We start from the raw sequence: 24,504 nt of genomic DNA, 5'->3' as shown, positions 1-24,504 counted from the left end.
TGTTATCCCCCCTTTAACCACGCTACGATCGGCACGTAAATCGGCTCCAGCAGCATGGAGATCCAATCCGTCGGAAGACTGACCGGCAGATGCCTTGCAATGGCGATCTGCAGGGCGGCTGCTCCCCACAGGATAACGATCGCCCAGCTCGCCTCGCGGACTTGCCCCTTGTCCCGGTTTCGCCTCCAGATAAAGATCGTCACGGTGATCGCGCAAGCGACTATGATGAGCACATGCAGCATGTCTTCACCTCATTCCGTTATGGCATCGGTTCTTGCCCCCATGGATTCCACATGGCTGATGCAATGAATTTCGTACTGGATTTGCGGAAAAATCGTCTTCCAGCGCGCCTTCATCTGCTTCCAGAGCGCAGGTTGGTCCCTGTAGATTTGCTCTCCCCATCCCAGCGCGTCGAGCTTGCGATCCATTAGCCAATCGACTGTCGATTTGATCTCCTTTTCGACTACGGCGTTGAGCTTCTCCTCCAGAGCGAGCAGCGTTTGCTCATCGTTAATGGACAAGCCCGGACAAGTAACTTCGTGCACGCTGGATTGCATCCGAATCTCCATCTTGACCGTCGGCCATTCGCTCTCGCCTTTGGGCTTCTCCGCCTTGACTTTCGTACCCGTGCGAATGACTTCCATTATGTAATGCCCCTTGCCGTTTGCGCACGGAAATTTCAAGACCGTGTTCTGCAGCTTGTTCAGCGACCATGTCAGTCCCTGCGACTGCTTCGGAGGCAAATAGCCGATCAACCTGCCGCCGTCAAAGACCGCCATCGTCTTAAGCTCGGGCAGCACCTTTGGATTGATGCGGTCGACGATTTCCTTCGTACTGCCCGCCTCCGGGTCACCTTCCACCCCGACTGCCGGCACCGCAATCTGCTGCCCCTCCGACTTGGAGATTCGGGTAATATCGCGGACGAGGACGCTGTACAACTGCCCCTTTGCATTCTGATCCACCAGAATCGTCTCTTTGATCTGATTGGCCGGCACGGATTCCATCTGAGTTCGAATCTGCAACAGCTTGGCCGCTTTAACGCCCCTTGCGATGACGACGCTGATATCGGTTCGAATATCCGCATTGCGATCGATCAAGTCCATCAGCGGGAAGATGCCTTTCTTCGCCGTGGATTCATGGATGACCAGCAACTGGGTGTGCGAGAAAAACAGCCTGCGGGAAGTCTTCGCCGACATCTTGCGGATGGCCTCGAACACCGTGTCGCCCTTCTCCGTCAATGTCATGACGGGGCTTCCGTTCCCGCCCCCGTCCCGCGATGTCGCGTTCTGCGGCAGAACGACCTGCACCGTCAACTCGTAGCGGAATTTTCCGCTGGGGTCATCATCTACTCCAAGCGCGATGACGACGCCGAGCTTGTCCAAGTAACGAATATCCCAGCAGCCAGCCAGCGGTATCAGGACGGATGCGATAATCACTGTCAGCGCAAGCCGTTTGATCAGACGTATCGCCATACCCGACCATAGTTTTCGCCACAGGGGAAGTCTCCGCTTCATTGCGACGGCTCCCTTCTCGGCTCGGCAGCGGAGTTGTCTCGTACTTGGTCGCCGTCACCTATCTGCTGCGGACGTTCCTTCATCATCCAGAGCGGTACGCGAAGCAGCGTATCCTTAAAGTCCTTCCAGTTGAACGGAGCAAACGGCTTCAGATAAGGAATGCCGAAGGAACTCAAGTTGCTCATGTGCAGCAGAATGAGCAGCATGACGAGCGCAATACCATAGAAACCAAGGGTAGATGCCGCGACCAGCAGCAAGAAACGCAGCAGTCTAGCCGCGATGCCCAGGCTGTATATCGGCGCGACAAAGCTGGAGATGGCCGTAAATGCCACGACAATAACGACTGCCGATGATACAATGCCCGCTTCAACGATCGATTGCCCGATAACGAGACCGCCGACGATCGAGATTGCGCTGCCCGCCGTGCTCGGCATTCGGAGTACGGCTTCACGCAAAATCTCGAACACCAGCTCCATGATGAAAGCTTCCAGATAGGCGGGGAAAGGCACGCCCTCCCGCTGTGCAGCCAGCTTAAGCAGCAGCTGGGTCGGAATCATCTCTTGATGGTAGCCGATAATGGCGACATAGATCGACGGCATGAGAAGGGCGATAAAGAACGAGGAGAATCGCAGCATGCGGAGAAACGTCGCCATCTGGTAGTTCTGATAATAGTCCTCCGCGGCTTGAAAAAACATGTTCAACGTCGACGGCACCACCAGTACGAAGGGCGTTCCATCGACGATAATAGCCACTCTTCCGTCCAGCAAATTGCTAGCTATGACGTCCGGCCGCTCATGGCTGATGATGGTGGGGAAAGGGGTCCACTTCTGATCGGTGATCATCTCTTCGATATAACTGGATTCCAGAATGCCGTCGTTCTTAATATCCTTAATTCGACGCTTGAGGTCTTCGATCACGCTTTCGTCCGCCAGTCCCTTGATATACATGATGGCGACCGGAGTCTGCGTAATTTCGCCGACCTTCATTTGCTCCAGCCAAAGCTTCGGACTGCGAATCTTCCGACGAAGCAATATCGTATTTACACGAAGCGATTCCGTAAACCCTTCCCGCGGACCGCGAATCATCATTTCTGTCTTGGGCTCTTCTACCGAGCGCTTGGGCCCTCCGTAAACATTGCAGCCGATACCTGAGGGGGAGCCGTCAATAAAGATAAGGGCGTATCCCAAAAACAGCTTCTCGAATAAATCCTTAAACGTCTTGATATCGCAAATTAATCCGATGGCGATGAGATGACTCTTGATCCGGCTTAGAATAGGCTCTTCGGGCGAGTCTGCAAGCGTCTGCCGATCGTGTTCCCTTAGCTGCTTTAACCGGGAAGGGAGCTCGGGATCCTGCTGCATCGTTTGAATCACGAACTTGTCCAATCGTTCATCTTCAACTAGTCCTTGAATATAGACAAGCGCGATATCCTTGTCTCCGTCCTTGCCTTGATGATCAGTCAAATTCAAACCGCGTATGATCAGATCCGAGCTCTCCCCCATCTCCTTTTTGATCTTGTCCAGCAGCTCGGTCAGTACCGGAACAATGGGCTGGTGCTCGTAATCTTTCATTTGTTCGTTCACGTGTTTGTCCGCGCCCGGCGAACGCCGTTCTTTCTTTTGGTCCTTGCCGGCTTTCTTTGACATATACATCCCGAACATGGCGGGCCCCTCCCTTCTTCCGGTCGTGTTATTTATTAGGATGACTCATCCATGGTAAAACTATGTATCTCGGGCATCATCTGCCTCTGCTCGAGAATCAGCCGTCCGCGAACGCAAACAAGCCGCCCGGAAGACGCGTTTGCGTCGACCGTGCGGCTTGCCATTAAAATCTCCTGCATATAGCTGAATTCCCTTATCTAACGCGCGTTTCCGTCAGCTTGAACTGCCCGACCAATTGATGCATCAGCGACGTAATGGATTCAACGTGCTGCGAGGTTTGCTGCACGTTGTTCATCTCGCCGATCAGCTCCTGCACGCGCCCTTCCACCTCGGCAGACACCTTCCGGTTCTGGCGGCTGACGAGCGCGATGTTCTCCAGCAGCTGTACGACTTCTTCAACGACTGCCGACTTGTGCGCATCCCTGCCCCCGACCTCGTTTAAGGTGCCGATTGCCGCAGCCACGAGCTGATTGCCCTCTTCGACGACCCTCGTGCCTTCTTCCATGGACGCGAAAGCCTTCTTCGCCTCGGCGTAGATGTTGTGCGTGATGGAGTGGACTTCTCCCGTCGATTCTTTGGTCATCGTAGCCAGCTTCCGGATTTCGTTCGCGACGACCGCGAAGCCCCGCCCTTGCTCTCCCACCCTCGCTGCCTCGATGGAGGCGTTCAGCGCAAGCAGATTCGTCTGGGACGAAATCTGTTCAATTACCTTCAGCACATTCTGAATTTCCTGCACCGTATCCATGAACGTATGAATCGTTGAGTTCGTCTCCCCGACCTTCTCGGAGATATGTTTCATCTTGTCGCCGATCCGATCGACCTCGGACTGTGCCACCTTAATCTGGCGCCCGGCCTCCTCTTCCATGAGGAGGAGCGTGTCCCTCATCGTGTCGGCCGATTCCTTTGCCATGTCGATGTCCTTGAGCTGAAGCCGGATGCTGCCGATCATATTCGAGACTTGGCTGCTAACCCGTCCGGTCGAGCTTGTCGTAATCGCAGCGGATTCATGAAGCGTCCGTTGGCTTGTCGTAACGTCCGAGGCCGCGAGCCTCACCTGCAGCATAATACCTTCCAGAGAATCCATCATGTTATTCAGCCACTTCGCGATATCCTTCAGCTCGTCGTTATCGAATCCTTGAAGCGGCAGCCGTTGGGTCAGGTCTCCCTTGCCCTCTGCATTCATCCGGATAAATCGCGTTAATGAACGCATATGATGCACGACGCGGTTCTCCTCTTTGCGCTTGAATGTGCCGATCACGATGAGACCGAACAACAGATTGAAGCCTCCGGCCGCAGCCGCGATTATCCAAGGAGAGGCCGCGCTCGCGATCATCCCGATTAATGCCGCAGTCAACAAGCTGGCTGCTGCCGTTGCGAACAGATGTAGTCTGCGCTGCCTCCACCCGATGCTTCGAAGCCGGTACACTTCCTCCAGATCGCCTTCGCACATCATCCCCCATTTGTCCGGACAATGCGGGAGCTGGAAGGTTACACCCTTGCCGATTACGGGAATATGCCGATAGTCCGAATAACCGGGGAACTCCACGAATAGATTGCTGCCGTTGCGGATCGTGTTCGATACCCCTGGATGCAGCTCGCCGGTCGCTGGATCGGTGAACAGGAGCTCCAGCTCGGTATGTTCTCTTACGGTTACCGTGCCCCATTCCGTCGTTACACCATCCTTCAAGTTCTCCCCATGCGTAAAAGTTCGATCCTCGAACCTGCTTCGCGACAACGCAGTCCCGGGCTTGATCTGCTTGTTCAGACCTGGTTCCGCCATAAACAGATAGTTGTCTCCGGAGTCGGGATAGATATGGCCGGATTCCCGCTGAATCAAGTCTCCGATGACGTCGTTCGGCACACGGCCGCATAAAGTGCCAAGCAGCTTGCCACCGCTTGTAATCGGCAGCATGAACAGCAGCGTCATCGCATCGTGGAAGGAAGACGAACGCGGTCCGATGGACTTCGTCAACTCGTCATGGTAAGGCCCGAACAAACAATTTTTCGCCACGCCGCCGGGCTGAGCGCTGTAAGCCAGTCCGGCATGGATCAGGCTGTCTATCCCATATGCCGTTCCCAGATGAGCTTTGTACGTGGTTGCAACAACCTTCCGCTCAGCGTCCAACAAGAAGATCTCCGTCATATCGACCGCTCGGGCGAATGCGACTTCAAGCTGCGTGTTTACCTTGTCCAGAGATTCATTGATTTGCAGCTGCGTTATATCCCCTTGCCATACATCTTGAATGGAGGCTCCAAGTCTCTCCAGCTGGCGCCATTCATCCTCTGCCCAGTTCATGAGCAATTCCTTGCGAGTCTCTGCGAAACCTTCGAACGTTTGCTCGACATCCTCTTTAATATCCTTGTTCAGTCGCCACGAAATCCACAGCGGGAATCCCGTCTTCGCTCCAAGCCAGTCAAACATGCGCAACTCCCCCGATCCTTATCCACTGTTTCTCTTTCGATGTTAACTATATTAACATACAAGAATCGACATTTGGATAACTTTATATCGGACAATTACAAATAACTTCAAAATAATTATAATTCTAATATTTTTGATATTTAAATAATCATATTTGAGTTTGTTGGTCATTTTATTTTATCGTTTCAATCAAACTAGGTATATGCAACTAAATTTATGTTAGGTTTTGGGCCTGTCTCGCATCGAATTGCCTAATTGTGGTCAAAAAAAGAACGAAGCAGAGTCAATCCCTGCTTCGTTCTCATTCAATCCTGTATTATCTGCCCACGCTCAGACGGTTCAGCGCGCGTTGCAGCGCCAATTCCGCTCGGTGGTAGTCGATTTTTTCGCGCTTGGCCAGACGTTCTTCGGCGCGCTTCTTAGCGGCTTCGGCACGTCTCACGTCGATGTCTCTCGCGAGCTCGGCGCTTTCCGCCAGGATGACGACTTTGTCTTTGCGCACTTCGATGAAACCGCCGTTCACGGCAATGATATCAACTACGCCGCCGCGCTTGATTGTAACAGGCGCGATGCGAAGCGGGGTAACGAGCGGAATGTGATTAGGCAGTATGCCTAACTCGCCTTCCACTCCTTTCACGCTTACCATGTTCGCGGTTTCTTCGTATACTTTGCGCTCGGGCGTCACGATTTCTACCAGAAAGGTACTCATATGGACTCCTCCCGCCTGCCGCTATTAAAGCGTTTCGGCTTTCTTCACGGCGTCTTCAATGACACCTACATAACGGAACGCTTCTTCCGGCAGAGAATCATGTTTGCCTTCAAGGATTTCCTTGAAGCTGCGTACAGACTCATTAACAGGAACATAAATGCCTTTGTTTCCTGTAAATGGCTCGGCAACGTGGAACGGCTGAGACAAGAACAATTGGATGCGGCGAGCGCGGCCAACCGTGATTTTGTCTTCCTCGCTCAGCTCGTCCATGCCGAGGATCGCGATAATATCTTGAAGCTCCTTATAGCGCTGAAGAATTCTCTTAACGCCTTGAGCAACGTTGTAGTGCTCATCGCCCAGAATCTCAGGCGACAGGATACGGGACGAGGAAGCCAGCGGATCAACCGCAGGGAAGATCCCCATCTCGGAAATTTTACGCTCCAGGTTCGTTGTTGCGTCCAAGTGGGCAAACGCCGTAGCAGGAGCCGGATCCGTGTAATCGTCCGCAGGAACGTAGATCGCTTGGATCGATGTAACGGAACCTTTTTTAGTCGATGTGATACGCTCTTGCAGTTGACCCATCTCGGTTGCCAGCGTTGGCTGGTAACCTACCGCCGATGGCATACGTCCCAGAAGGGCCGAAACCTCGGAGCCCGCTTGCGTGAAGCGGAAGATGTTGTCGACGAACAGAAGAACGTCGCGGCCTTCTTCGTCGCGGAAGAACTCGGCCATTGTCAGACCCGTCAAGGCAACGCGCGCGCGCGCTCCTGGCGGCTCGTTCATTTGTCCGAATACCATCGCCGTCTTGCTGAGAACGCCGGAGTCTTTCATCTCGTGGTACAAGTCGTTGCCTTCGCGCGTCCGCTCGCCTACGCCGGCGAATACGGAGATACCGCCGTGCTCTTGCGCGATGTTGTTGATCAGCTCTTGGATCGTTACCGTCTTGCCTACGCCGGCGCCGCCGAACAGGCCGATCTTGCCGCCTTTTGTATAAGGAGCAAGCAAGTCGATAACTTTAATGCCCGTCTCGAGAATTTCCGCTTGCGTGGACAATTCGTCGAATTTTGGAGCTGCGCGGTGGATCGGAAGATTGACGTCGGATGTTACGTCGCCAGCCTCGTCGATCGGTTCGCCAAGTACGTTAAATACGCGGCCCAGCGTCGGAGCGCCTACCGGAATTGTAATCGGTGCGCCGGAATCGACAGCTTCCATGCCGCGAACCAAACCGTCCGTCGTGCTCATCGCGATCGCGCGAACCATGTTGTCGCCAAGATGAACGGCAACTTCAAGTGTAAGGTTAATGTCGACTCCGCCGTTTGTTGCTTTCTGGTCGATCTTAACCGCGTTCAGAATCTCCGGCAGATTGCCGCGTTCGAACTCAAGGTCGACGACCGGACCCATGACGGATACAACGCGTCCTTTTCTCATTGCTTTCCCTCCTGCTTCCTTCGGTATATACAAAATTATCTATTAAGATTGTGCGTTAGCTCCCGCAACGATCTCGGAAATCTCTTGCGTGATAGCCGCTTGACGCGCACGGTTGTACGTTAACGTCAGCTGGCTGATCATCTTCGTCGCGTTTTTCGTCGCACTGCCCATGGCAGTCATACGCGCGCCGAATTCGGACGCTTTGCCGTCAAGCACGGCGCTGTAGATCAACGTCTCGGCGTACTTCGGCAGAAGCACTTCCAATACGCCTTCCGGCGACGGCTCGTATTCGTAGGTCGATACCTTCGTACCTTCGCTAATCTCCTCGAGAGGAAGCAAGCGCGTTTCCGTCGGAATCTGGGAGATCGCATTGACGAATTTATTGTAGTACAGGTAGAGCTCGTCATACGACCCGTCCGCAAACATCTTAACGGCCGACGACGATACCGACTTGATGTCGGCGAACGTCGGGGAATCCGCCAATCCGATTACCTCTTCAACGATTGGCATATTGCGGCGGCGGAAGTAGTCACGGCCTTTGCGCCCGATGACGAACAACGCATATTCGTCCGCGGATTTATGCTTTTGTTGAATGGTCTGAGTCACTTTACGCAAAATATTCGCATTGTAACCGCCAGCCAGACCACGGTCGGAGGTGATAACGAGATAGCCCGTCTTCTTAATCTCGCGGGTTTCCAGCATCGGGTGTTTGACGTCCTTCGTACCAGCCGCAATGCTGGCTACGACTTCCTTCAGCTTGTCCGCGTAAGGACGGGACGCCAGCGCTGCCTGTTGCGCTCTTCTGAGCCTGGAGGCTGCGACCATCTCCATCGCCTTCGTGATCTGCTTCATGTTCTGCTTGCTCTTGATCTCGCGTTTAATATCGCGCATGTTTGTTGCCATTAGGTTTCACCCGCCTTCATTTGCCCCGAATCGGTCCGGAGCGTGGTAAGGGCCTACGCCCGGACCTAATTGCTAAGTCCGAGCGCAGGAGGATCTATTAAGATGTTGAAGCTTAACTATCAGTTAAGCAAAGCTTTTCTTGAAGGCTTGGATCGCTGCCACGAGAGCTTTCTCGTTGTCCGCGACAAGGTCTTTTGTGTCGCGGATGGAAGCGCCGATCTCCGGATGATTGGAATCCAGGAATGCCAGGAATTCACGCTCGAAGCGGCCGATATTTTCGATCGCAATGTCGTCCAGATGTCCTTTAACAGCTGTGTAGATGGACATAACTTGTTTTTCGACCGGCATAGGCACGTTAACGCCTTGCTTGAGAATCTCCATCGTACGGGCACCGCGGTTTAGACGGGCAAGCGTCGATTTGTCGAGGTCGGAGCCGAATTGCGCGAACGCTTGAAGCTCGCGGTATGCCGCAAGGTCCAGACGAAGCGTGCCGGCAACCTTTTTCATCGCTTTGATCTGAGCCGATCCGCCTACGCGGGATACGGAGATACCAACGTTAACCGCTGGACGTTGACCGGAGTAGAACAGGTCGGACTCCAGGAAGATCTGTCCGTCGGTGATCGAGATTACGTTCGTAGGAATGTAAGCCGATACGTCGGAAGCTTGCGTCTCGATGAACGGAAGCGCCGTGATGGAGCCGCCGCCCAGCTTGTCGCTGAGCTTCGCAGCGCGTTCCAGCAAGCGGGAATGCAAGTAGAAGACGTCGCCCGGATAAGCCTCGCGGCCCGGAGGACGGCGAAGCAGCAAGGAAAGCTCGCGGTATGCCGCTGCTTGCTTCGACAAGTCGTCGTATACGATCAGGACGTGCTCGCCTTTGTACATGAAGTACTCGGCCATGGATACGCCTGCGTAAGGAGCCAGGAACAGAAGCGGAGCAGGCTCGGAAGCGCTCGCCGTTACGACGATCGTGTAGTCCATAGCGCCGTGGCGGCGAAGGGTTTCCACAACATTTGCAACAGTGGATTGTTTTTGTCCGATGGCAACGTAGATACATTTAACGCCGTTGCCCTTTTGGTTGATGATCGCGTCGATCGCGATCGCCGTTTTACCCGTTTGACGGTCGCCGATGATAAGCTCACGTTGGCCGCGGCCGATCGGAACCATCGCGTCGATCGCTTTGATACCCGTTTGCATAGGCTCATGAACGGATTTACGGTCGATAACGCCCGGTGCAGGGGATTCGATCGCGCGTGTATGAGTTGTGTTAACAGGTCCTTTGCCGTCCAGCGGTTGACCCAGCGGGTTAACGACGCGGCCCAGCAGCTCGTCGCCTACAGGAACCTCCATGATACGGCCCGTGCGCTTCACTTGGTCGCCTTCGCGGATATCCGTGTAAGGACCGAGGATAACGACGCCGACATTGGACTCCTCCAGGTTGAGGGCCATGCCGACTACGCCGTTCGCGAATTCGAGCAGCTCGCCTTGCATCGCGTTCTCAAGGCCGTGTACGCGGGCGATACCGTCACCGACGTTGATGACCGTGCCGACATCCACGACTTGAATCTCGGATTTATATTGTTCGATCTGTTGTTTAATCAGCGTGCTGATTTCATCAGGTCTGATACTCAATTCGTTCACCCCTATCTACAGTGCTTTAGAATTTAAACGTTTTTTGTAAACGATCCAGCTTGCCGGACAGGCTTCCGTCGTACAGGCGGTCGCCGATACGAACCTGGATGCCGCCGAGCAGCGATGGATCGACCGATTGCTCAGCTATGATCTTTTTGCCCGTGATGGAGCCGAATTCGGCCACGACACCGGCAAGCTCCGCCTCGGACAGTTCGCGAGCGGCATATACCGTCGCATGGGCTTGCCCGAGCACTTCGCCCGCGATCTTGACAAACGCTTCGTGAACGTTCGCGATGATGGACTGGCGTCCACGGGATATCATAAGTTGAATCGTATTAAGAACCAGCACCGAGATGCGGTCGCCAAATGCAGACTTCAATACCGCAAGTTTGGCTGCGGGATCCACGCTCGGCAAAGAAAGAAACTTGCCGATTTGCTCATCCTGCTTCAGAGCGTCGGCGATCAGCTTTAGCTGCGCTTCCACTTCCGAAACGACGCCTTCGGCGGAAGCGAGCTCAAACAACGCTTTAGCGTAGCGCTTCGCTACGACCGTGTCGCGGCTCATTTGCTTCCTACCTCTTTCAGGTATTGGTTAACGATCTGCTCTTGCGACTTCTCGTCAACCTGCTTCTCGATAATCTTCGACGCGATTTGCACGGAGATGCCGCCCACTTCGGAACGAAGCGCAGCGATCGCCTTGTTTTTCTCGCTTTCGATATCTTTTAGCGCGTTATCCTTCAGTCTGTCAGCCTCGGCCTTCGCGGATTGAACGATGTCGTCCGCTTGCTTCGTGCTTGTCGTTCTGGCCTGCTCCAGAATCGCGTAGGCTTCCTGCCTAGCTTGATCCAATGCTGCCTTTTGCTCCGCCATCGACGCTTCGGCCTGTTTACGGCTGGACTCCGCAGAATTCATTTGCTCTAGGATGAGCTGTCTGCGTTTCTCCATAATCCCGAACAACGGACCAAACGCCCACTTATTCAAAGCCCAATACAATATAAGAAAAGCCGCGATCGTAATTATTGTATTAGTGTAAACGAAACTCATAGCCGCACTCCTTCCTGTTTCATAAAGGTTCTGTGAGAGAAACCCTCTACCCGAGGCCTCACAATGATGAGCAACCTCCAGCTTTGCAAGCAAAGCGGCTTCGTAAGCAAGAGGTAGGATTTCTCGCCAATAAGAATTTGGTTACTCCGACATCCGCGGGAACTTATGAATTCTTATGTGGTCAAAACAAAGGCGAAGAGGGCTAGGCCTTCCCCGCCGGGTACGATTCTTATTAGCTGAAGAACGCCAAGAAACCGATAACTACGCCGATGATTGGAACAACTTCGACGATACCGGCACCGATAAACATAGTTGTTTGAAGCGCCGATTTTTGTTCTGGCTGACGAGCGATACCTTCAACCGTTTTACTTACGATCATACCGTTACCAATACCTGCGCCGATCGCGCCCAAACCAACTGCAATTGCTGCTGCCAATACTTCCATTTGAAAAATCCTCCTCGTTTTGGGTAGTCATATTTGTACATGTATATATAACCTTGGATTACAGAACGGGTGTTGCCGCATTCCAAAGCTTGTTGCTCTTGCCGCCGTTAATGCTTGGCTGCTGCTTCGACATGTTCATCATCATCATGAACAGTCGCTTGCGAGATATAAACCATGGTAAGAACCGTGAACAGGAACGCTTGAATGGCGCCGACGAAAATACTGAAGCCCTGCCAAGCGATCATGAACGGAATACCCGCGAATCCCATCATCAAGATGGTCGAAATAAGAACCTCGCCTGCATAAATGTTGGCGTAAAGACGAAGTGCCAGCGTAAGCGGCTTAGCGATTGTCTCGATAATGTTGACTGGGAAGAACACCGGATACGGGTGGAGATAATGGTGCAGGTAATGCTTTCTATTCAGTTTCAGACCCAGGAAATGGACTAGCACGAACACAACAATCGCGAGGCCCGCGGTTACTGCCAAATCGGCCGTAGGCGATTTCCACCAAGCGATGTGGGCAGCGCCTCCATGACTGTCAAGATACGCCTGATCGATCCCTAGCCATTTGATAGGTTCATGGGCATCCGTTACCACCATGAACGGCAATCCCAACAAGTTAGAGATCAAAATGAACATGATCAGGGTCATGCCTAACGCCAAATAAGGTCTGACTTTGTGAACCGGCATTGAACTTGCGATCGTGGAGTGCATGAAGTCGGTAACCCATTCCATAAAATTTTGCATTTTGGTTGGCTTGTCCACCGACAAATTACGAACTGCCAATCTTGCAACAATGAAGGTGATCACGCAAGAGACAAGAATCGCGATGATCGCCGACAAATCGAAGTCCAAGCCAAAAACGTTCACGATAGGAAATAAATGCATAGTACTGTATCACCCCTTTCCGCTGCTGTTTTCCTTAATCGTTTGAGCTATGGCCGCCGCCAGTAGCAGGAACGGCATAACCATGCTGCCCGCGAGTGCTGCCGGCAAGTTCATTACATCGGGATTCTTCAAGGCATACATGGCCAAGAGCAGAACCATTGCGATCCGGCTGCCAAATCCTAGACCTTTTCGCTTGCTGCCTTCCCGCAATGCTGCATCCGCTATCATTCCTACTCTGCGCTTCAAAAAAAACGCATTCATAGCACTGACTGAAAGCCCCGCCGCTATGCCTAACATTATAGGCTTAACCGAGGGGATGAATGCCCATACAATCAAACATGTCGACAGCAGGTAGATCAACCATCGAAATGCCGATTTCAACATATTATCCATCGAAACCCTTCATCACCTTTCTGACGATCAGAATGGCTGAAAGGATACCGACAGCCAGACCGACGAACAGTCCGGAGACCGTCCAGGCTTTCGGATCGCCCAAGCGTTCCCCAGCCATGGAGCCTAGCCAATAGCCCAAAAACAAGCAAACTCCAACATCCACGCCAATAGCCCCGACCATCGCCGCGGCCTTCCATGGATTGTCTTGATTGCCATTCTGGTTCATATCGCCACAACCCCTGTCAATCCTCATTTATTTTATCCAAGCGCCGCAAGGTTTGTCAATGAAAACAGCGGCGTTTTTTGCGCGGAAGGAATTGGAGAAACCCTTATAGAATGTGGGTTCCCCCGTCCTCGCAACCGTACAGTACTACTGTATGCTGTATATTTCGCACTCGGGAGCAGGGAGTCATGGCAACTATGAACTTTGTGTGAACGGATCCGGCCGATTTGGATTTCTCCCAAAATGATGCAGGATCGCATCCACGATTCTTTCGGAAGCCTTTCCGTCGCCGTAAGGATTCGCCGATTGGCTCATCCGGCAATACAGGGAAGTGTCGTTCAACAAAGCGTTCGCACGTTCGTATACGCGCTCTTCGTCGGTGCCGACCAACTCCAGCGTGCCGGCCTGAATGCCTTCCGGACGCTCCGTCGTGTCGCGCAGCACCAGCGTAGGGACTCCGAAGGACGGCGCCTCCTCCTGCATGCCGCCGGAATCCGTCATGATCATGTAGGCGTGAGGATAAATATTATGGAATTCAAACACGTCAAGCGGCTCGATCAGACGAACGCGCGGGTGGTCGCCGAGTATTTCGCGAGCCGGCTCCCTTACCGCCGGATTCGGGTGTACGGCATAGACGATCGCGACGTCCTCGTGCTCGTCGGCGATGCGCTTAACCGCACGGAAAATGTTGCGATGCGGCTCGCCCAGCGATTCGCGCCGGTGCGCCGTCATCAGAATCATCCGTTTGCCCCGGGCCCACTCGATGACGGGATGCGTAAAGGAATCGTCTACCGTGTATTGAAATACATCGGGCGCCGTGTTGCCCGTAATATAGATCGTCTCTTCCGACTTGTTCTCCTTGCGGAGATTGTTCGCCGACCAATCCGTCGGAGCGAAATGAATGTCGGACAGAACGCCGGCGAGCTGCCGGTTCATCTCTTCCGGATACGGCGACATCTTGTTCCACGTCCGGAGGCCCGCTTCGACGTGCCCGACCTTGATCTGCTTCAGGAAAGCCGCATAGCTGGCCAGAAACGTCGTCTGCGTGTCGCCATGGACGAGCACGATATCCGGCTTCGCCTCGGCAAGGACGGGCTCAAGTCCCTCCAGCACGCGTACGGTCGTCTCCGTCAGCGTCTGACGCTCCTTCATCACGTTGAGGTCGTAGTTTGGCTCGATCTCGAAAAATTCCAGCACCTGATCAAGCATCTGGCGGTGCTGCGCCGTTACGCACACCATCGAGACGATGTCGCGGTCCCGCTTCTGCAGCTCCAGCACGAGCGGAGCCATCTTTACGGCTTCAGGCCTGGTTCCAAATATAGTCATTACCTTAATCTTAGACAATACATCCCACTCCCAATAAAGGTAGTTCAAAAAAATCCGCTTTTGATCACGAAGCCCACTCATGAAGCTTGCTCGACGTCGAATCTTGAACTCAGCCGGCACTTCCGGTGCTCACATAGCTCTGCTATGCTCCGCTCCTCAGTCCTCGGATTCGTCCAACCTTCTCGGTGCTGAAAAGCAGATTTTTTGAACTTCTATTTGAATTCCAATATCTTGATTAAAGGCAGCTGTCTATTTAATTGGTGCCGAACATGCGGTCGCCTGCGTCGCCGAGACCCGGGACGATGTAGCCCTTCTCGTCGAGACGCTCGTCCAGGGCCGCTATGTATACGTCAACGTCCGGATGCGCATCCTGGAACGCCTTGACGCCTTCAGGCGCGGCGATGAGGCACATCAGCTTGATCTGGTCGCAGCCTCGCTGCTTGAGCGACTGAACCGCCGCGATCGCGGAGCCGCCGGTAGCCAGCATGGGATCGATGACAATCAGCAGCCGGTTCGGCGCGTCTGTCGGCAGATTTATATAATATTCCTTTGGTTGCAGCGTTTCATGGTCTCTCGCCAATCCGATATGCCCCACTTTGGCGGACGGAATCAACTTAAGAATGCCGTCGACCATGCCGAGGCCCGCTCTCAGGATCGGAATTAAACCCAGCATGCGGCCCGATACGACCTTCGCCGCCGTCTCCGCCACGGGCGTTTGCACTTTAATGGTGTCGAGCGGAATTTCGCGCGTAATTTCGTAGGCCATCAAGGTCGCCACTTCATCGACAAGCTCCCGGAAGTCCTTTGTATTCGTTTCCTTGTTGCGGATGAAAGTCAGCTTGTGCTGGATCAAAGGGTGATCACAAATTACCAATTTGCTCATGGAGCATAATTCCTCCTACATTTCCTTATGCCTTCTATTGTGGCAATGAAGCCTCGCCTTTATCACGCCCACAATCCCATATATTATAGCACTGTACTTTGGGCCTTGCATCTAGGTCGGAAAAATAAAAAAACATGCCCTGTCCACAGGCCGCAATCCCTGCATGGGAGGGAAGGTTCGCCGCCAAAGCTCGCCACGTAAAAAAGCCGCCCGGGCAGGTGGTTTCCCGACAGGCGGCTCATCTTAATGGGGCCCATGGCGCTTTCGCACAGGCTGCTTGCTATTCTAACGCGGCTATTGCTAGCCTCGGCAAAAGTTTAACGCGTAATGGCGAATATTGGCCATCGTATCGTATTCGAACGTCCCTTCAGGCAAAGAGGTTGTGCGGCGAATATGGCGTTCATCGGCAAACGCTTCCCCCAACGTCGACTTGATCGAAGCTTCGTGCTCCGCGTGCTGCTCCGCTATCCGAATGAGCGCGATAGCCGCATGGGACATCAGCTGGAAATACAATTCGTTGAATTCCTTGCACGTATTCAGCTTATAGGACGGTTCCTTGATGACATGGTAAAGCGGGCGCCCGTATTCCTCCCCATCCGTCAGCATTTGCGACAATAGAGGCACGCTTGCCGCGTCCGCCAATCGGCCCAGCAAATAAACCGCAATGGCGCTGCGGAATTGATTCGTTCGGCGGCAGTCCTTGAAGTACAATGCATCACGCCGCTCTACAATTTCCCGCAGAACCGGAGCGGCTGCAGGATCTCCTGTCAGAGCCAATGCAATCGCGGCGCCATAGCGAAGCTCGACATCCGGGTCTGTCAGCCAAGCGATGAGATGCGGAGCAATGGAACGGCCAAGCAGCTTGCAGGAATAGATGGCTACGCCCGGCATTTCACTGGCCAACGCCTCGCGAATGTCGGCCGGATCGTTCATCCACTCTATGTTTTCCCGTCGGAAGGAATCATCGAACATGACGCCCCGGTTATGTTCGTCCGTCAATGCGCCGCTCGCCTGCAAGATGTCGCGCACCTCCTCATAAGGCACCTGACTGACATCCACTCCGCTTCGGGCCGCCAATGCAGCCAAAACGCCGGCGCTTTCTCCGCATTTCTGCATATCGCGCTGCATGCGAAGCAGACTGGCAACTTCGTGGTCCATACCTATGTGACGACCTGCGGCCAGCAGCCCTTTGATTCCTTTTGGCGTCATAGTGCGCCGCGTGACAGGAACCGAAAAACACGCCGTGCTCAGGTTGGCTGCCACATACAAGTCCTGCAGCTCGATACTTTCGAGAGCATGGTCCTTGCCGTGTTTGTCGAAATCCGCATAGCCGTAGAACAGCGTTTCCGCTTCGGGGCGACCGGCCAGGACATCCTGAATCGTGATCATTTGTTCGGCCTCGATGATCCTGCCTTCGCGAATTCCGATGAAAGGCGCAAAGAACAACACGCGCTTAGAAGCATCTTCGAACACGGCCAGCTGCTGACTGGCATGGGCCTGCATAATGCCGCGCGATAATTCGAACGGGCCGTACTGATTGACGTAACCGCTGTCGTGGTTGGTGCGGCTGATCGAACCATGCGCGGTTAGCCAAACCTTGACGCTGGTAAAGGGCATCGTTCTCCCATCGGATTCGCGCCCGCTGCGCGTGGCGCTGCCGGCCATCATCGATACGACCGCATCCGCCGTCGCGTCAATGAGCGTCTGACAGCTGACCAGCCACTGTCTGCCTTCCGACCACAAGGAAACTCCTTTGACCGTATCGCCTTCCATGAATACGCCTGTTACTGCCGTATTTAGCGCAAGCGATGCGCCATGTTCGGTGATCATGTCCTCCATAATCGTTTTCTTGGCCTCTACCCGATCAAGAAAGTGCTCTCTGCCCATCTTCCCGGCCGCTTCGTCGATGTCCACATGCAACCCGCCGGGCAAACCGTAGTAATACCCCGATACATACCCCATCGTCCCCATGCCGCCGATGCCGGGCAATCGGTCGATCCCAAGCACGCTCGCTCCCTGGGCCGAAGCCGCAATGACCGCCAATGCGCCGGCTGTTCCCACGCCTGCCACGATAACATCAACATGCTGCGTAAAGGCAGGCCGTTCAACTTCAACCTCTCTGACTACTCCTTCTTCCATATACCGATGTCTCATTCCGTCATCCAGCCCCTTCCCAGTTCAACGCCAGCCTGCAAGCTCTCTTCCGGCTCCGTATAAGCCTCCGCCGGCAAGTACATATAACCTTCCGCCAATTGTGCCGGACGATCGCCTGTCCATTGATCGAAGACATGCGCGATCGAAGCGATACGCCAGGACGCAAGCTCTTCGGGACGCAGAGCCCAGCGATTTACCAAGCGGTGGCGTGCCTGGTCCAACGTCCAGGAGGGTTCGCATTCCAGCTTCAATATAGCCGTACGATAGGCATGCGTCTGCTCTTCCGCCACCAGCTTCATGCCGCTCCACTGGACAGCGGGCAGCTCCGCTCCTTGCGGCTGGATGATTACCGCGTTAAGCGTCTTGACGACCTGCTTCCCGCTTCGCTCCAACGTCGTATCCACCAATCGTTCCGTCCTGACCGTCTGATAGCCGCCCGAACCATGCAACCTCAGCACATAACCCGAATGGTCCGTCTCAATGGCAATTGTGCGGGTGCCCAGCAATACATCGGCCTGCAAGTCAAGAAACCGTTTGTTGTAGGCGGCTCCCTGCGTATACACGCCAGGCTGCTTGTAGCTGTTTACAACATCATAGGCCACCATCTCCGTCGCGTTGACAATCAGCGTCTTCTTCTGGCGCTGCACAGCTTGGGCCAGACCAAGCCCTGTCGTTGTTGCGCCTAAAATAACAAGATCATAGTTCACCATTGCTCCTCCATTCGCTCTCAAACGATAGTATGCTTTTTTGCGGTCATACGATTTTGCATGTTAATATAAGCTTATCAAATCAAGGGAAATTCTCTTCTCCTTTTTTGATCAGTATCTCTCCTTTTTTGAATCGCGGTTTAGAAATCCGGAGGTGCGTTCTTGTGGATATCCGTACGCTAACGGTGCGTCGCCAAACCTTTCAAAATGCTAACAAGTCGAATAAACCTTATGTCTCGCATTGCTTTAAGGCGGTTTGGGTGCAGCAAGGAGAAGCGGTCTGGAACATCGAAGGACATCGCAGTCCCATCCGGAAAAACGATGTGGTGCTGCTCAATAACGAAGAGAAACGCCGACTCGAAGAGATCGGCGTTAAAGAGGATTTGATTTTTCTGGTTATAGAGCTGGAACCGCGCTACTTGTACGACGTCGGTCTGCTCGCTTTGTTTACGCAGCGCAGCCTGGGCTACGCCCATCGTATCATCCATGCCGATTCGACATTGCTGGAGCTGCTGCGGAAAATCGATCAAGAGGAGCAGTCGCAAAGAGCCTATAACACGGTTATGATTGCGGCCCATGCGACTGAGCTTTTGACGCATATTGCGCGAAGGGAGTCCGTATCGCCCGCTCCGGCCACTCGCATCCCGCCCTGGATGGGCGCCGTCCTTGCCTACATCGAGCACGCCTACGACCGTAAAATCACGCTTGCCGAATTGGCCGCGATCGCGCATATGAATACCAGCGCCTTCTCCAAGGCATTCACGAAAGCCAACGGCATTGGACCGTCTCAATACTTGAAACACAAACGGATCGGGCACGCCATCTCCCGTTTGGAAGAAACCGACCTGACCGTGGTCGCCATCGCGCTTGATTGCGGATATTCGAATATCGCCAACTTCTACAAAGCTTTTCACAGCTTGACCGGACAAACGCCCAGCGACTATCGCAGCGGACAAAATACGAGAGTCTGAGCAAAACGGGACCGGGATGTCATCAGGCTCCTCAATCTTTATTTCAGACTTAATCCTTGCAGTTTTTGCGTAAATACATCAATTGCCATTGTCGTTATAGAATCCTTCTTCCGTATCCATGAAAAATTACGTTCAAGATGAATTTCATTCAGAGGAATTTCAATAAGGTATCCTGCTTCCAATTCCCGCTGAGCAACCCGGCGCGATAAGAGCGCAATCCCCAAACCAGCAGCAACGGCTTCCTTAACCCCTTGGCTGCTATTGAAAACATAAGAACGCTTGACATGAAGCTCGTTTTTATTAATAAATTGATCGCTAAAAGCTCGTGTCCCAGAACCATTCTCGCGTAGTATCCATATTTGATGGTGTAAAAATTCGGGCTCTGTACTAGGCAAACTGGTCAACGGATGTCCCGGAGCTGCTACAATAATTAATTCATCCTTCATAAAGGGGGTAACTAGCAGATCGGTTATCTGAACCCTCCCCTCAACAAGGCCAATATCCAACCTATTCTCCCGAATCTCATGAATGATTTCTTCCGTATTGCCTATCGTCAGGCTCATCTCGACTTGGGGATATTGCTCCGCAAAATCCGCAAACAAGCGAGGCACGATATACTCTCCAATTGTGAAACTCGCGCCAATCAACAACGAACCGGTCACCGTATCTTGAAGCCTTTGGATGTCAAACTTAGCAGCCTCATAAGAGGCCAATATCTCCTTCGCTCGCCTATACAGAAGCTCCCCTACTTCAGTCAGTTTGACCTGCTTAGGAGAGCGATGCATGAGTTTGGTCCCGAATTCATTCTCTAAATTCCGTATATGTAGACTGACGCCCGGTTGGGACAAATTTAACATCTCGGCCGCTCGAGAGAAATTACTCTGCTCTGCCACCGCGACAAAAATCCGAAGAGTCTCTACGATCATAGACAAGGCTCCTAATCATTAGTTTTTCTCATGATGTAGATAGCAGATCCGTATTTCCCATCCCATCACCGAGTCCGTATAGTGAAGTCAAAGACATTGACGATGACGAAACAATATGGGGGAAGGTACAACATGAATCAAGCATATGCCACGCTGATGAAAAAGAAAAGCAACATAGACTTTAAGTCAGGTATTGCAATGACATTAGGACTTGCGCTAGCAGCAAAGTATTTATCTCATTTTCCGTTTTTAAGCATTATGGGGCAATTGGTAATCGCCTTACTACTGGGTATGGGATGGAGAGCGTTAATCGGTATACCGAGACAGGCAATGACGGGCATTAGATTCTCCAGTACAAGGCTGCTGCGTTATGGCATCATTCTGTTAGGAATGAGGCTAAACCTCGCAGATATTGCCCGTACTGGTCCCAAAGTGCTGGCCATAGCTGTTGTCACGATAACCTTTACGCTCCTTGCAGTGTATGGCATTACCAAACTCTTTAAGGTCGAAAAGCGGCTGGGCATTTTGACTGCATGTGGTACAGCGATTTGCGGTGCTGCGGCCGTCGTCGCCATTTCGCCCCAAATTAAAGCCAGTGATGAGGAAACAGCCGTTGGCGCAGCTACCGTAGCCATTCTTGGTACGATTTTTACAATATCATATACCATGTTATACCCTGTTCTTGGATTATCCAATGTAGGATACGGAATCTTTTCGGGAGCCACGTTGCATGAAGTTGCTCATGTCATTGCCGCGGCATCCCCTGGCGGCAACGAGGCAGTAGATGTAGCCGTTATTGTCAAATTAACACGGGTGGCTATGCTTGTACCTGTAGCCATTATAATCGGTGTTTGGACTAACAAAACGCAGCGCAAAGAAGAAGGGAAACTAGAAAAAGCAAGTTGGAGATCTATTCCGATTCCTTGGTTTATTTTTGGTTTTTTGGCTATGAGCGGCTTTAACACACTCGGTATTATTCCTGCCAGCATCGCAAATCTGGTTGTGCTTACAGCCTATTTACTGATTGCGATGGCTATGTCAGGCTTAGGTCTCAACGTTGATATTAGAACCCTTCGACGTTTGGGAGTCAAACCATTCGCGGCAGGCCTGATCGGTTCGTTGTTGTTATCGGGTTTAGGTTTTATGCTCGTTGCGTAACCATTCTATACAAGATGCGCTTCGATTCGCAACAGCCCGCTCGCTATGCCGGGATCGCCGGTTGACTTTGCTGCCGACGCGCTCGCCTGCGCCGCTCGGTCAGCAGGGACACGGCCAGCGCAGCCGCGATGGATACCGCGCACACGGACACATAATGCAATAACGAGTGGCCGACCAGCCAAGCGTCAAGCCCCGTCGCACCTGCGATTCCGCGGACGGCGACGATCGCTGCGGGGTGCAGAAGGTAGATCCACTGGCTGAGGGAGCCCGCAAGAGGGCTTACGCGAATTCTCCATCTAAGCGCCAACAGAAAGAGCGCGCCCACCGCCGGGAGCAGCAGGATGTACATGCTGTCGTGCCGCGGCCAGTCTGCCGCTCGCAGCGCGATCCCCTCCCCGAATAGGCCGGCCAACGACAGCAGGAACAGCGCAAGCAGCCCAGATCCGCGAGGCGTCCGCTCGGGACGATTCGCCACCCATAACCCAAGCGCTATAAACACGGGAGCGAAGAACAAGCCATTACGCGTGTAGTCGAACCATAGGAACATCCAGTCATATACGCCTTCAAGCATGTTGGACCGAACAGCCAGGCCGTAATAGCTGTCACCTAGCAGACCGATTGCATAGAGCGCGATAGTGACGGCCAGAACTCCGTTAACCGACATTTTTTTATGAAGAAAATAGACGAGATGAATGCCCAGCCATAACGCCGGCAAGTACCAGAGATGATAGAACGTGCCGTCGACCAACAGGTCCCTTAGCAACCCTCCGGCCGTAACGCTCCCGGCGAAATCGCCTTTGTATACGTTAAGCGGCAGGTAGATGACGATGGCAATGGCATACAGCATCGCGATTTTGCCGCCATATTTGCGCAGCGCCCGTTCATCCTTCCGGGGTCTGCCTGTCAGCTTGCGGAAGAACAGAAAGCCCGATGCCAGGAAAAATAACGGAACCGCCAATCGGCCCAACACGCCCGTCACCAGGAAGTCGGCATACTCTCCGTAGGTGAGCAACGGTCCCGTATGGATCGCGACGACCAGGAACGCCGCGACGAGCTTGACGGCATCGACGCCCCCGTAACGACCTCCCGAGGCATTAGATCTCATGGCCGTCTCCGTAATAGACCGTGACGATGAAGCCGTCGGCATTGTTGCCCGATATCCTATACGCGTCGCAGGCCGGAATCGGGACGGGAGTGTCTCCATCGCGATGAGCGACCACGTAATAACTCTCCGCCCTCCAGCCGTCTCCCGCATGCTCGAGCCGTTTACCCGCGTAAGAGAAATCTCTCAAATACGCGATGTATTCCTCGAGGCACATGCTCAGACTCTCCATGCATGCCGCATGAGGAACGCCGACATAACGGAAATGCCACGGCTCGCACGCAATGCCCGTTAGCTCTTCTTTGCCTTCTTTATAACGCTGGATAAAACCATAGGATGCCGCCAACGTCTTAAAGACGGCGCAGGCGCCATGATCCGGGAAGGAAGGCGCGATGAAATCCAGCTCCCCCGACCTCCTCTCCCCCACGTCTACGGCCAGTCCCGTCTGATGCTCGCTGCAGCCTGGCAAAGCCACGTAGTTCGCAGTGAACTCAGGCCCGTTCTCCGCAAGCGAACCATTATAGATCGCCTTTTGCTCCTCCATCGTTCGGAAACCGCTGACGACGACGATATCATCCCAAGCGCCGGCAGCGCGAATAAGCTTTCCTAGTTGGCCCAAACATTCCGTTTCCAACGCGATTTCCTCTTCAAGCACATGAAGATTTGCGTCTGCGACGCCCTTCAGGACGGGATTATGGAAGTCCCGCACAGGATGCTCCCTGTTGACGAGCGCCAGCTGTCCGCCATAGACGGCCTCTTTGCCAAGCTTTCTGATCCCTTCTCCCTTTTGCTTCGCCGCGCCTGGCCGAAGCGCCGCCTGAGGCACACTCGCCCGCAAAGGCTTTGCCGCTCTCGTTTCTTCTATATATTCGGTTCTCGAACTTTGCATCCTCACGTTCAGGTTCCTCCAATCGCGTATAGATACGTTCTACTCGTCCGGTTAACGACGTCGAGATTTCCTGCGGAACGCTCCCGAGGAAACCGGCAAGCTCCGCGAAGGTGATGACTTCATCCCCTTGCCGCCCGATCAAAATGACCTCCGTTCCCTGCTCGCAACGCCCGGGGAGCTTGACCATAAGCTGGTCCATGCATATTTTGCCGACTACAGGCACCCGCTTGCCCTCCACCAGCATCTCCGAGCCCCGCAAACTTTGAGACCAGCCGTCGGCGTACCCGATCGGCACTGTGCCGATCCACTCGTCCCCTTCGGCGATGTAGGAGTTGTCGTATCCGATGCATTCGCCTTTACGCAGCAGCTTCACTTGAAGCAAGGTGCTCCTAAGCTTCATGGCGGGTCTTAGCGATACCGACCTCACCAGCTTCTCCGGGTAAAAGCCGAACATCGCCGCTCCGATCCGCACCATGTCCATGGCGAGCCCGGGGAACCGCAGCGCGGCCGCGCTGCCCGCGCAGTGATAATTCGACACCTCGACGCCGGATGCTTTGACCCATGCCTTCATCTCCAGGAACGTCCTGTACTGCCGCTCCAGAAAGCCTGTATCCGCTTGTCCCGCCGTGGCGAAATGCGTATAAAACCCTGCGACCTCTACATCCTCCGCTTTCAGCCAAGGAACGAGCGCCTCCCATTCCTCCCGAGTTCTGAGTCCGATCCGTCCGAGTCCGGTATCCGCCTTTACATGGACCTGAAGCTTGGCGGGGCAGGAGGAGGGTCGATAAGGCGCCATGCGTCGGAACCAGTCCGCCTCCGTTACGGTAACCATCAGATCATGCTCAAGCGCAAACATCACTTCGGCAGGATGGATCGGCGTCAATATAAGGATGGGAAGGGCGATGCCCTTCGCCCGCAGCTCCAACGCCTCGTCCAGATAGGCGACCGCCAGCATATCCGCTCCGCCCCGTTCGGCCATCGCGGCCGACTCCGCGCTGCCATGACCATATCCTCCCGCTTTTACCACGGCCATCAACTTAACGCCTGCGGGCAGCGAGGCTTTGATGTCCCCGATATTGTCTCTTATGGCGCTTAAGTCCACTTGCGCAACCGTATCCCTGTACATG

General features: G+C 53.7%; 24 protein-coding genes. 2 read left to right on the top strand and 22 right to left on the bottom strand.

Going from position 1 to position 24,504, the window contains the following annotated elements:
- Nucleotides 1–2: 2 nt before the first annotated feature.
- The 18 genes from H7F31_RS05030 to H7F31_RS04945 all read right to left on the bottom strand — a co-directional run bounded on the left by H7F31_RS05030 (nt 3) and on the right by H7F31_RS04945 (nt 18,331).
- Nucleotides 3–242, bottom strand: coding sequence for a hypothetical protein (locus H7F31_RS05030; RefSeq protein ID WP_187103282.1), 240 nt, complete (start codon nt 240–242; stop codon nt 3–5).
- 9 nt (nt 243–251) lie between these two features.
- Nucleotides 252–1,514 carry a Ger(x)C family spore germination protein gene (locus tag H7F31_RS05025; protein WP_187103281.1) on the bottom strand — a complete coding sequence of 421 codons (1,263 nt, stop codon included), beginning with the start codon at nt 1,512–1,514 and terminating at the stop codon, nt 252–254.
- Complete coding sequence (locus H7F31_RS05020) at nt 1,511–3,175, bottom strand: spore germination protein (RefSeq protein ID WP_187103280.1); 1,665 nt, start codon at nt 3,173–3,175, stop codon at nt 1,511–1,513. Before H7F31_RS05020 ends, H7F31_RS05025 begins: the two co-directional genes overlap by 4 nt.
- Nucleotides 3,176–3,368: 193 nt before the next feature.
- Complete coding sequence (locus H7F31_RS05015; protein ID WP_187103279.1) at nt 3,369–5,597, bottom strand: methyl-accepting chemotaxis protein; 2,229 nt, start codon at nt 5,595–5,597, stop codon at nt 3,369–3,371.
- Between the two features lie 316 nt (nt 5,598–5,913).
- Nucleotides 5,914–6,306 (bottom strand): F0F1 ATP synthase subunit epsilon, encoded by a 393-nt coding sequence (locus H7F31_RS05010; RefSeq protein ID WP_187103278.1) that lies wholly within the window; start codon nt 6,304–6,306, stop codon nt 5,914–5,916.
- A gap of 24 nt (nt 6,307–6,330) precedes the next feature.
- A complete protein-coding gene (gene atpD / locus H7F31_RS05005) occupies nt 6,331–7,734 on the bottom strand; it encodes a F0F1 ATP synthase subunit beta (RefSeq protein WP_187103277.1) in 1,404 nt (467 codons plus the stop codon).
- 42 nt (nt 7,735–7,776) lie between these two features.
- Complete coding sequence (gene atpG / locus H7F31_RS05000; protein WP_108994774.1) at nt 7,777–8,637, bottom strand: ATP synthase F1 subunit gamma; 861 nt, start codon at nt 8,635–8,637, stop codon at nt 7,777–7,779.
- Nucleotides 8,638–8,760: 123 nt separating this feature from the next.
- Nucleotides 8,761–10,266 (bottom strand): F0F1 ATP synthase subunit alpha, encoded by a 1,506-nt coding sequence (atpA, locus tag H7F31_RS04995; RefSeq protein WP_187103276.1) that lies wholly within the window; start codon nt 10,264–10,266, stop codon nt 8,761–8,763.
- Between the two features lie 25 nt (nt 10,267–10,291).
- Entirely contained in the window at nt 10,292–10,831 is a 540-nt protein-coding gene (locus H7F31_RS04990) for a F0F1 ATP synthase subunit delta (protein WP_187103275.1), read from the bottom strand.
- On the bottom strand, nt 10,828–11,310 hold the full coding sequence (atpF, locus tag H7F31_RS04985) for a F0F1 ATP synthase subunit B (protein WP_087569494.1): 483 nt from the start codon (nt 11,308–11,310) through the stop codon (nt 10,828–10,830). The genes H7F31_RS04990 and atpF overlap by 4 nt, the downstream gene beginning before the upstream one ends.
- A gap of 232 nt (nt 11,311–11,542) precedes the next feature.
- Nucleotides 11,543–11,755, bottom strand: coding sequence for a F0F1 ATP synthase subunit C (atpE, locus tag H7F31_RS04980; RefSeq protein WP_087569495.1), 213 nt, complete (start codon nt 11,753–11,755; stop codon nt 11,543–11,545).
- 107 nt (nt 11,756–11,862) lie between these two features.
- On the bottom strand, nt 11,863–12,645 hold the full coding sequence (gene atpB / locus H7F31_RS04975; RefSeq protein ID WP_087569496.1) for a F0F1 ATP synthase subunit A: 783 nt from the start codon (nt 12,643–12,645) through the stop codon (nt 11,863–11,865).
- 9 nt (nt 12,646–12,654) lie between these two features.
- Nucleotides 12,655–13,038, bottom strand: a complete 384-nt coding sequence (locus tag H7F31_RS04970; protein ID WP_187103274.1) for an ATP synthase subunit I — start codon at nt 13,036–13,038, stop codon at nt 12,655–12,657.
- Nucleotides 13,031–13,264 (bottom strand): AtpZ/AtpI family protein, encoded by a 234-nt coding sequence (locus tag H7F31_RS04965; protein WP_087569498.1) that lies wholly within the window; start codon nt 13,262–13,264, stop codon nt 13,031–13,033. Before H7F31_RS04965 ends, H7F31_RS04970 begins: the two co-directional genes overlap by 8 nt.
- 192 nt (nt 13,265–13,456) lie before the next feature.
- Nucleotides 13,457–14,605 carry a non-hydrolyzing UDP-N-acetylglucosamine 2-epimerase gene (wecB, locus tag H7F31_RS04960; RefSeq protein WP_315970551.1) on the bottom strand — a complete coding sequence of 383 codons (1,149 nt, stop codon included), beginning with the start codon at nt 14,603–14,605 and terminating at the stop codon, nt 13,457–13,459.
- A 235-nt stretch (nt 14,606–14,840) separates the two neighbouring features.
- Nucleotides 14,841–15,470: a uracil phosphoribosyltransferase gene (gene upp / locus H7F31_RS04955; protein ID WP_187103272.1), complete on the bottom strand. Its 630-nt coding sequence runs from the start codon at nt 15,468–15,470 to the stop codon at nt 14,841–14,843.
- A gap of 300 nt (nt 15,471–15,770) precedes the next feature.
- A complete protein-coding gene (locus tag H7F31_RS04950; RefSeq protein WP_187103271.1) occupies nt 15,771–17,624 on the bottom strand; it encodes an FAD-dependent oxidoreductase in 1,854 nt (617 codons plus the stop codon).
- Nucleotides 17,621–18,331: a hypothetical protein gene (locus H7F31_RS04945; protein ID WP_187103270.1), complete on the bottom strand. Its 711-nt coding sequence runs from the start codon at nt 18,329–18,331 to the stop codon at nt 17,621–17,623. The genes H7F31_RS04950 and H7F31_RS04945 overlap by 4 nt, the downstream gene beginning before the upstream one ends.
- 164 nt (nt 18,332–18,495) lie before the next feature.
- Between H7F31_RS04945 and H7F31_RS04940 the strand changes: the two genes are divergently transcribed.
- A complete protein-coding gene (locus H7F31_RS04940) occupies nt 18,496–19,302 on the top strand; it encodes a helix-turn-helix transcriptional regulator (protein WP_187103269.1) in 807 nt (268 codons plus the stop codon).
- A 38-nt stretch (nt 19,303–19,340) separates the two neighbouring features.
- On the opposite strand, the gene H7F31_RS04935 is transcribed toward H7F31_RS04940, so the two are convergent.
- Nucleotides 19,341–20,228 (bottom strand): LysR family transcriptional regulator, encoded by an 888-nt coding sequence (locus H7F31_RS04935; protein WP_187103268.1) that lies wholly within the window; start codon nt 20,226–20,228, stop codon nt 19,341–19,343.
- Nucleotides 20,229–20,360: 132 nt separating this feature from the next.
- On the opposite strand from H7F31_RS04935, the gene H7F31_RS04930 reads away from it, so the two are divergent.
- Nucleotides 20,361–21,386, top strand: coding sequence for a YeiH family protein (locus H7F31_RS04930; RefSeq protein ID WP_187103267.1), 1,026 nt, complete (start codon nt 20,361–20,363; stop codon nt 21,384–21,386).
- A gap of 43 nt (nt 21,387–21,429) precedes the next feature.
- On the opposite strand, the gene H7F31_RS04925 is transcribed toward H7F31_RS04930, so the two are convergent.
- The 3 genes from H7F31_RS04925 to alr are packed head-to-tail and all read right to left on the bottom strand — an operon-like array spanning nt 21,430 to nt 24,503.
- Complete coding sequence (locus H7F31_RS04925; RefSeq protein WP_187103266.1) at nt 21,430–22,491, bottom strand: acyltransferase family protein; 1,062 nt, start codon at nt 22,489–22,491, stop codon at nt 21,430–21,432.
- Nucleotides 22,481–23,197, bottom strand: a complete 717-nt coding sequence (locus tag H7F31_RS04920) for a D-alanyl-D-alanine carboxypeptidase family protein (RefSeq protein ID WP_261800307.1) — start codon at nt 23,195–23,197, stop codon at nt 22,481–22,483. Before H7F31_RS04920 ends, H7F31_RS04925 begins: the two co-directional genes overlap by 11 nt.
- On the bottom strand, nt 23,181–24,503 hold the full coding sequence (gene alr, locus H7F31_RS04915; protein ID WP_261800306.1) for an alanine racemase: 1,323 nt from the start codon (nt 24,501–24,503) through the stop codon (nt 23,181–23,183). Before alr ends, H7F31_RS04920 begins: the two co-directional genes overlap by 17 nt.
- Nucleotide 24,504: the final 1 nt, after the last annotated feature.

This window comes from Paenibacillus sp. PAMC21692, from assembly GCF_014303795.1.
In the GTDB taxonomy this organism is placed as follows: domain Bacteria; phylum Bacillota; class Bacilli; order Paenibacillales; family Paenibacillaceae; genus Pristimantibacillus; species Pristimantibacillus agaridevorans.
This window is presented reverse-complemented; position numbering and strand designations above follow the sequence as displayed.

What these genes read in the sequence shown, in the direction of transcription:
- H7F31_RS05030 (WP_187103282.1), bottom strand. Translation starts at nt 242, where the DNA reads ATGCTGCATGTGCTCATCATAGTCGCTTGCGCGATCACCGTGACGATC.
- H7F31_RS05025 (WP_187103281.1), bottom strand. Translation starts at nt 1,514, where the DNA reads ATGAAGCGGAGACTTCCCCTGTGGCGAAAACTATGGTCGGGTATGGCG.
- H7F31_RS05020 (WP_187103280.1), bottom strand. Translation starts at nt 3,175, where the DNA reads ATGTTCGGGATGTATATGTCAAAGAAAGCCGGCAAGGACCAAAAGAAA.
- H7F31_RS05015 (WP_187103279.1), bottom strand. Translation starts at nt 5,597, where the DNA reads ATGTTTGACTGGCTTGGAGCGAAGACGGGATTCCCGCTGTGGATTTCG.
- H7F31_RS05010 (WP_187103278.1), bottom strand. Translation starts at nt 6,306, where the DNA reads ATGAGTACCTTTCTGGTAGAAATCGTGACGCCCGAGCGCAAAGTATAC.
- atpD (WP_187103277.1), bottom strand. Translation starts at nt 7,734, where the DNA reads ATGAGAAAAGGACGCGTTGTATCCGTCATGGGTCCGGTCGTCGACCTT.
- atpG (WP_108994774.1), bottom strand. Translation starts at nt 8,637, where the DNA reads ATGGCAACAAACATGCGCGATATTAAACGCGAGATCAAGAGCAAGCAG.
- H7F31_RS04990 (WP_187103275.1), bottom strand. Translation starts at nt 10,831, where the DNA reads ATGAGCCGCGACACGGTCGTAGCGAAGCGCTACGCTAAAGCGTTGTTT.
- atpF (WP_087569494.1), bottom strand. Translation starts at nt 11,310, where the DNA reads ATGAGTTTCGTTTACACTAATACAATAATTACGATCGCGGCTTTTCTT.
- atpE (WP_087569495.1), bottom strand. Translation starts at nt 11,755, where the DNA reads ATGGAAGTATTGGCAGCAGCAATTGCAGTTGGTTTGGGCGCGATCGGC.
- atpB (WP_087569496.1), bottom strand. Translation starts at nt 12,645, where the DNA reads ATGCATTTATTTCCTATCGTGAACGTTTTTGGCTTGGACTTCGATTTG.
- H7F31_RS04970 (WP_187103274.1), bottom strand. Translation starts at nt 13,038, where the DNA reads ATGGATAATATGTTGAAATCGGCATTTCGATGGTTGATCTACCTGCTG.
- H7F31_RS04965 (WP_087569498.1), bottom strand. Translation starts at nt 13,264, where the DNA reads ATGAACCAGAATGGCAATCAAGACAATCCATGGAAGGCCGCGGCGATG.
- upp (WP_187103272.1), bottom strand. Translation starts at nt 15,470, where the DNA reads ATGAGCAAATTGGTAATTTGTGATCACCCTTTGATCCAGCACAAGCTG.
- H7F31_RS04950 (WP_187103271.1), bottom strand. Translation starts at nt 17,624, where the DNA reads ATGAGACATCGGTATATGGAAGAAGGAGTAGTCAGAGAGGTTGAAGTT.
- H7F31_RS04935 (WP_187103268.1), bottom strand. Translation starts at nt 20,228, where the DNA reads ATGATCGTAGAGACTCTTCGGATTTTTGTCGCGGTGGCAGAGCAGAGT.
- H7F31_RS04930 (WP_187103267.1), top strand. Translation starts at nt 20,361, where the DNA reads ATGAATCAAGCATATGCCACGCTGATGAAAAAGAAAAGCAACATAGAC.
- H7F31_RS04925 (WP_187103266.1), bottom strand. Translation starts at nt 22,491, where the DNA reads ATGAGATCTAATGCCTCGGGAGGTCGTTACGGGGGCGTCGATGCCGTC.
- alr (WP_261800306.1), bottom strand. Translation starts at nt 24,503, where the DNA reads ATGTACAGGGATACGGTTGCGCAAGTGGACTTAAGCGCCATAAGAGAC.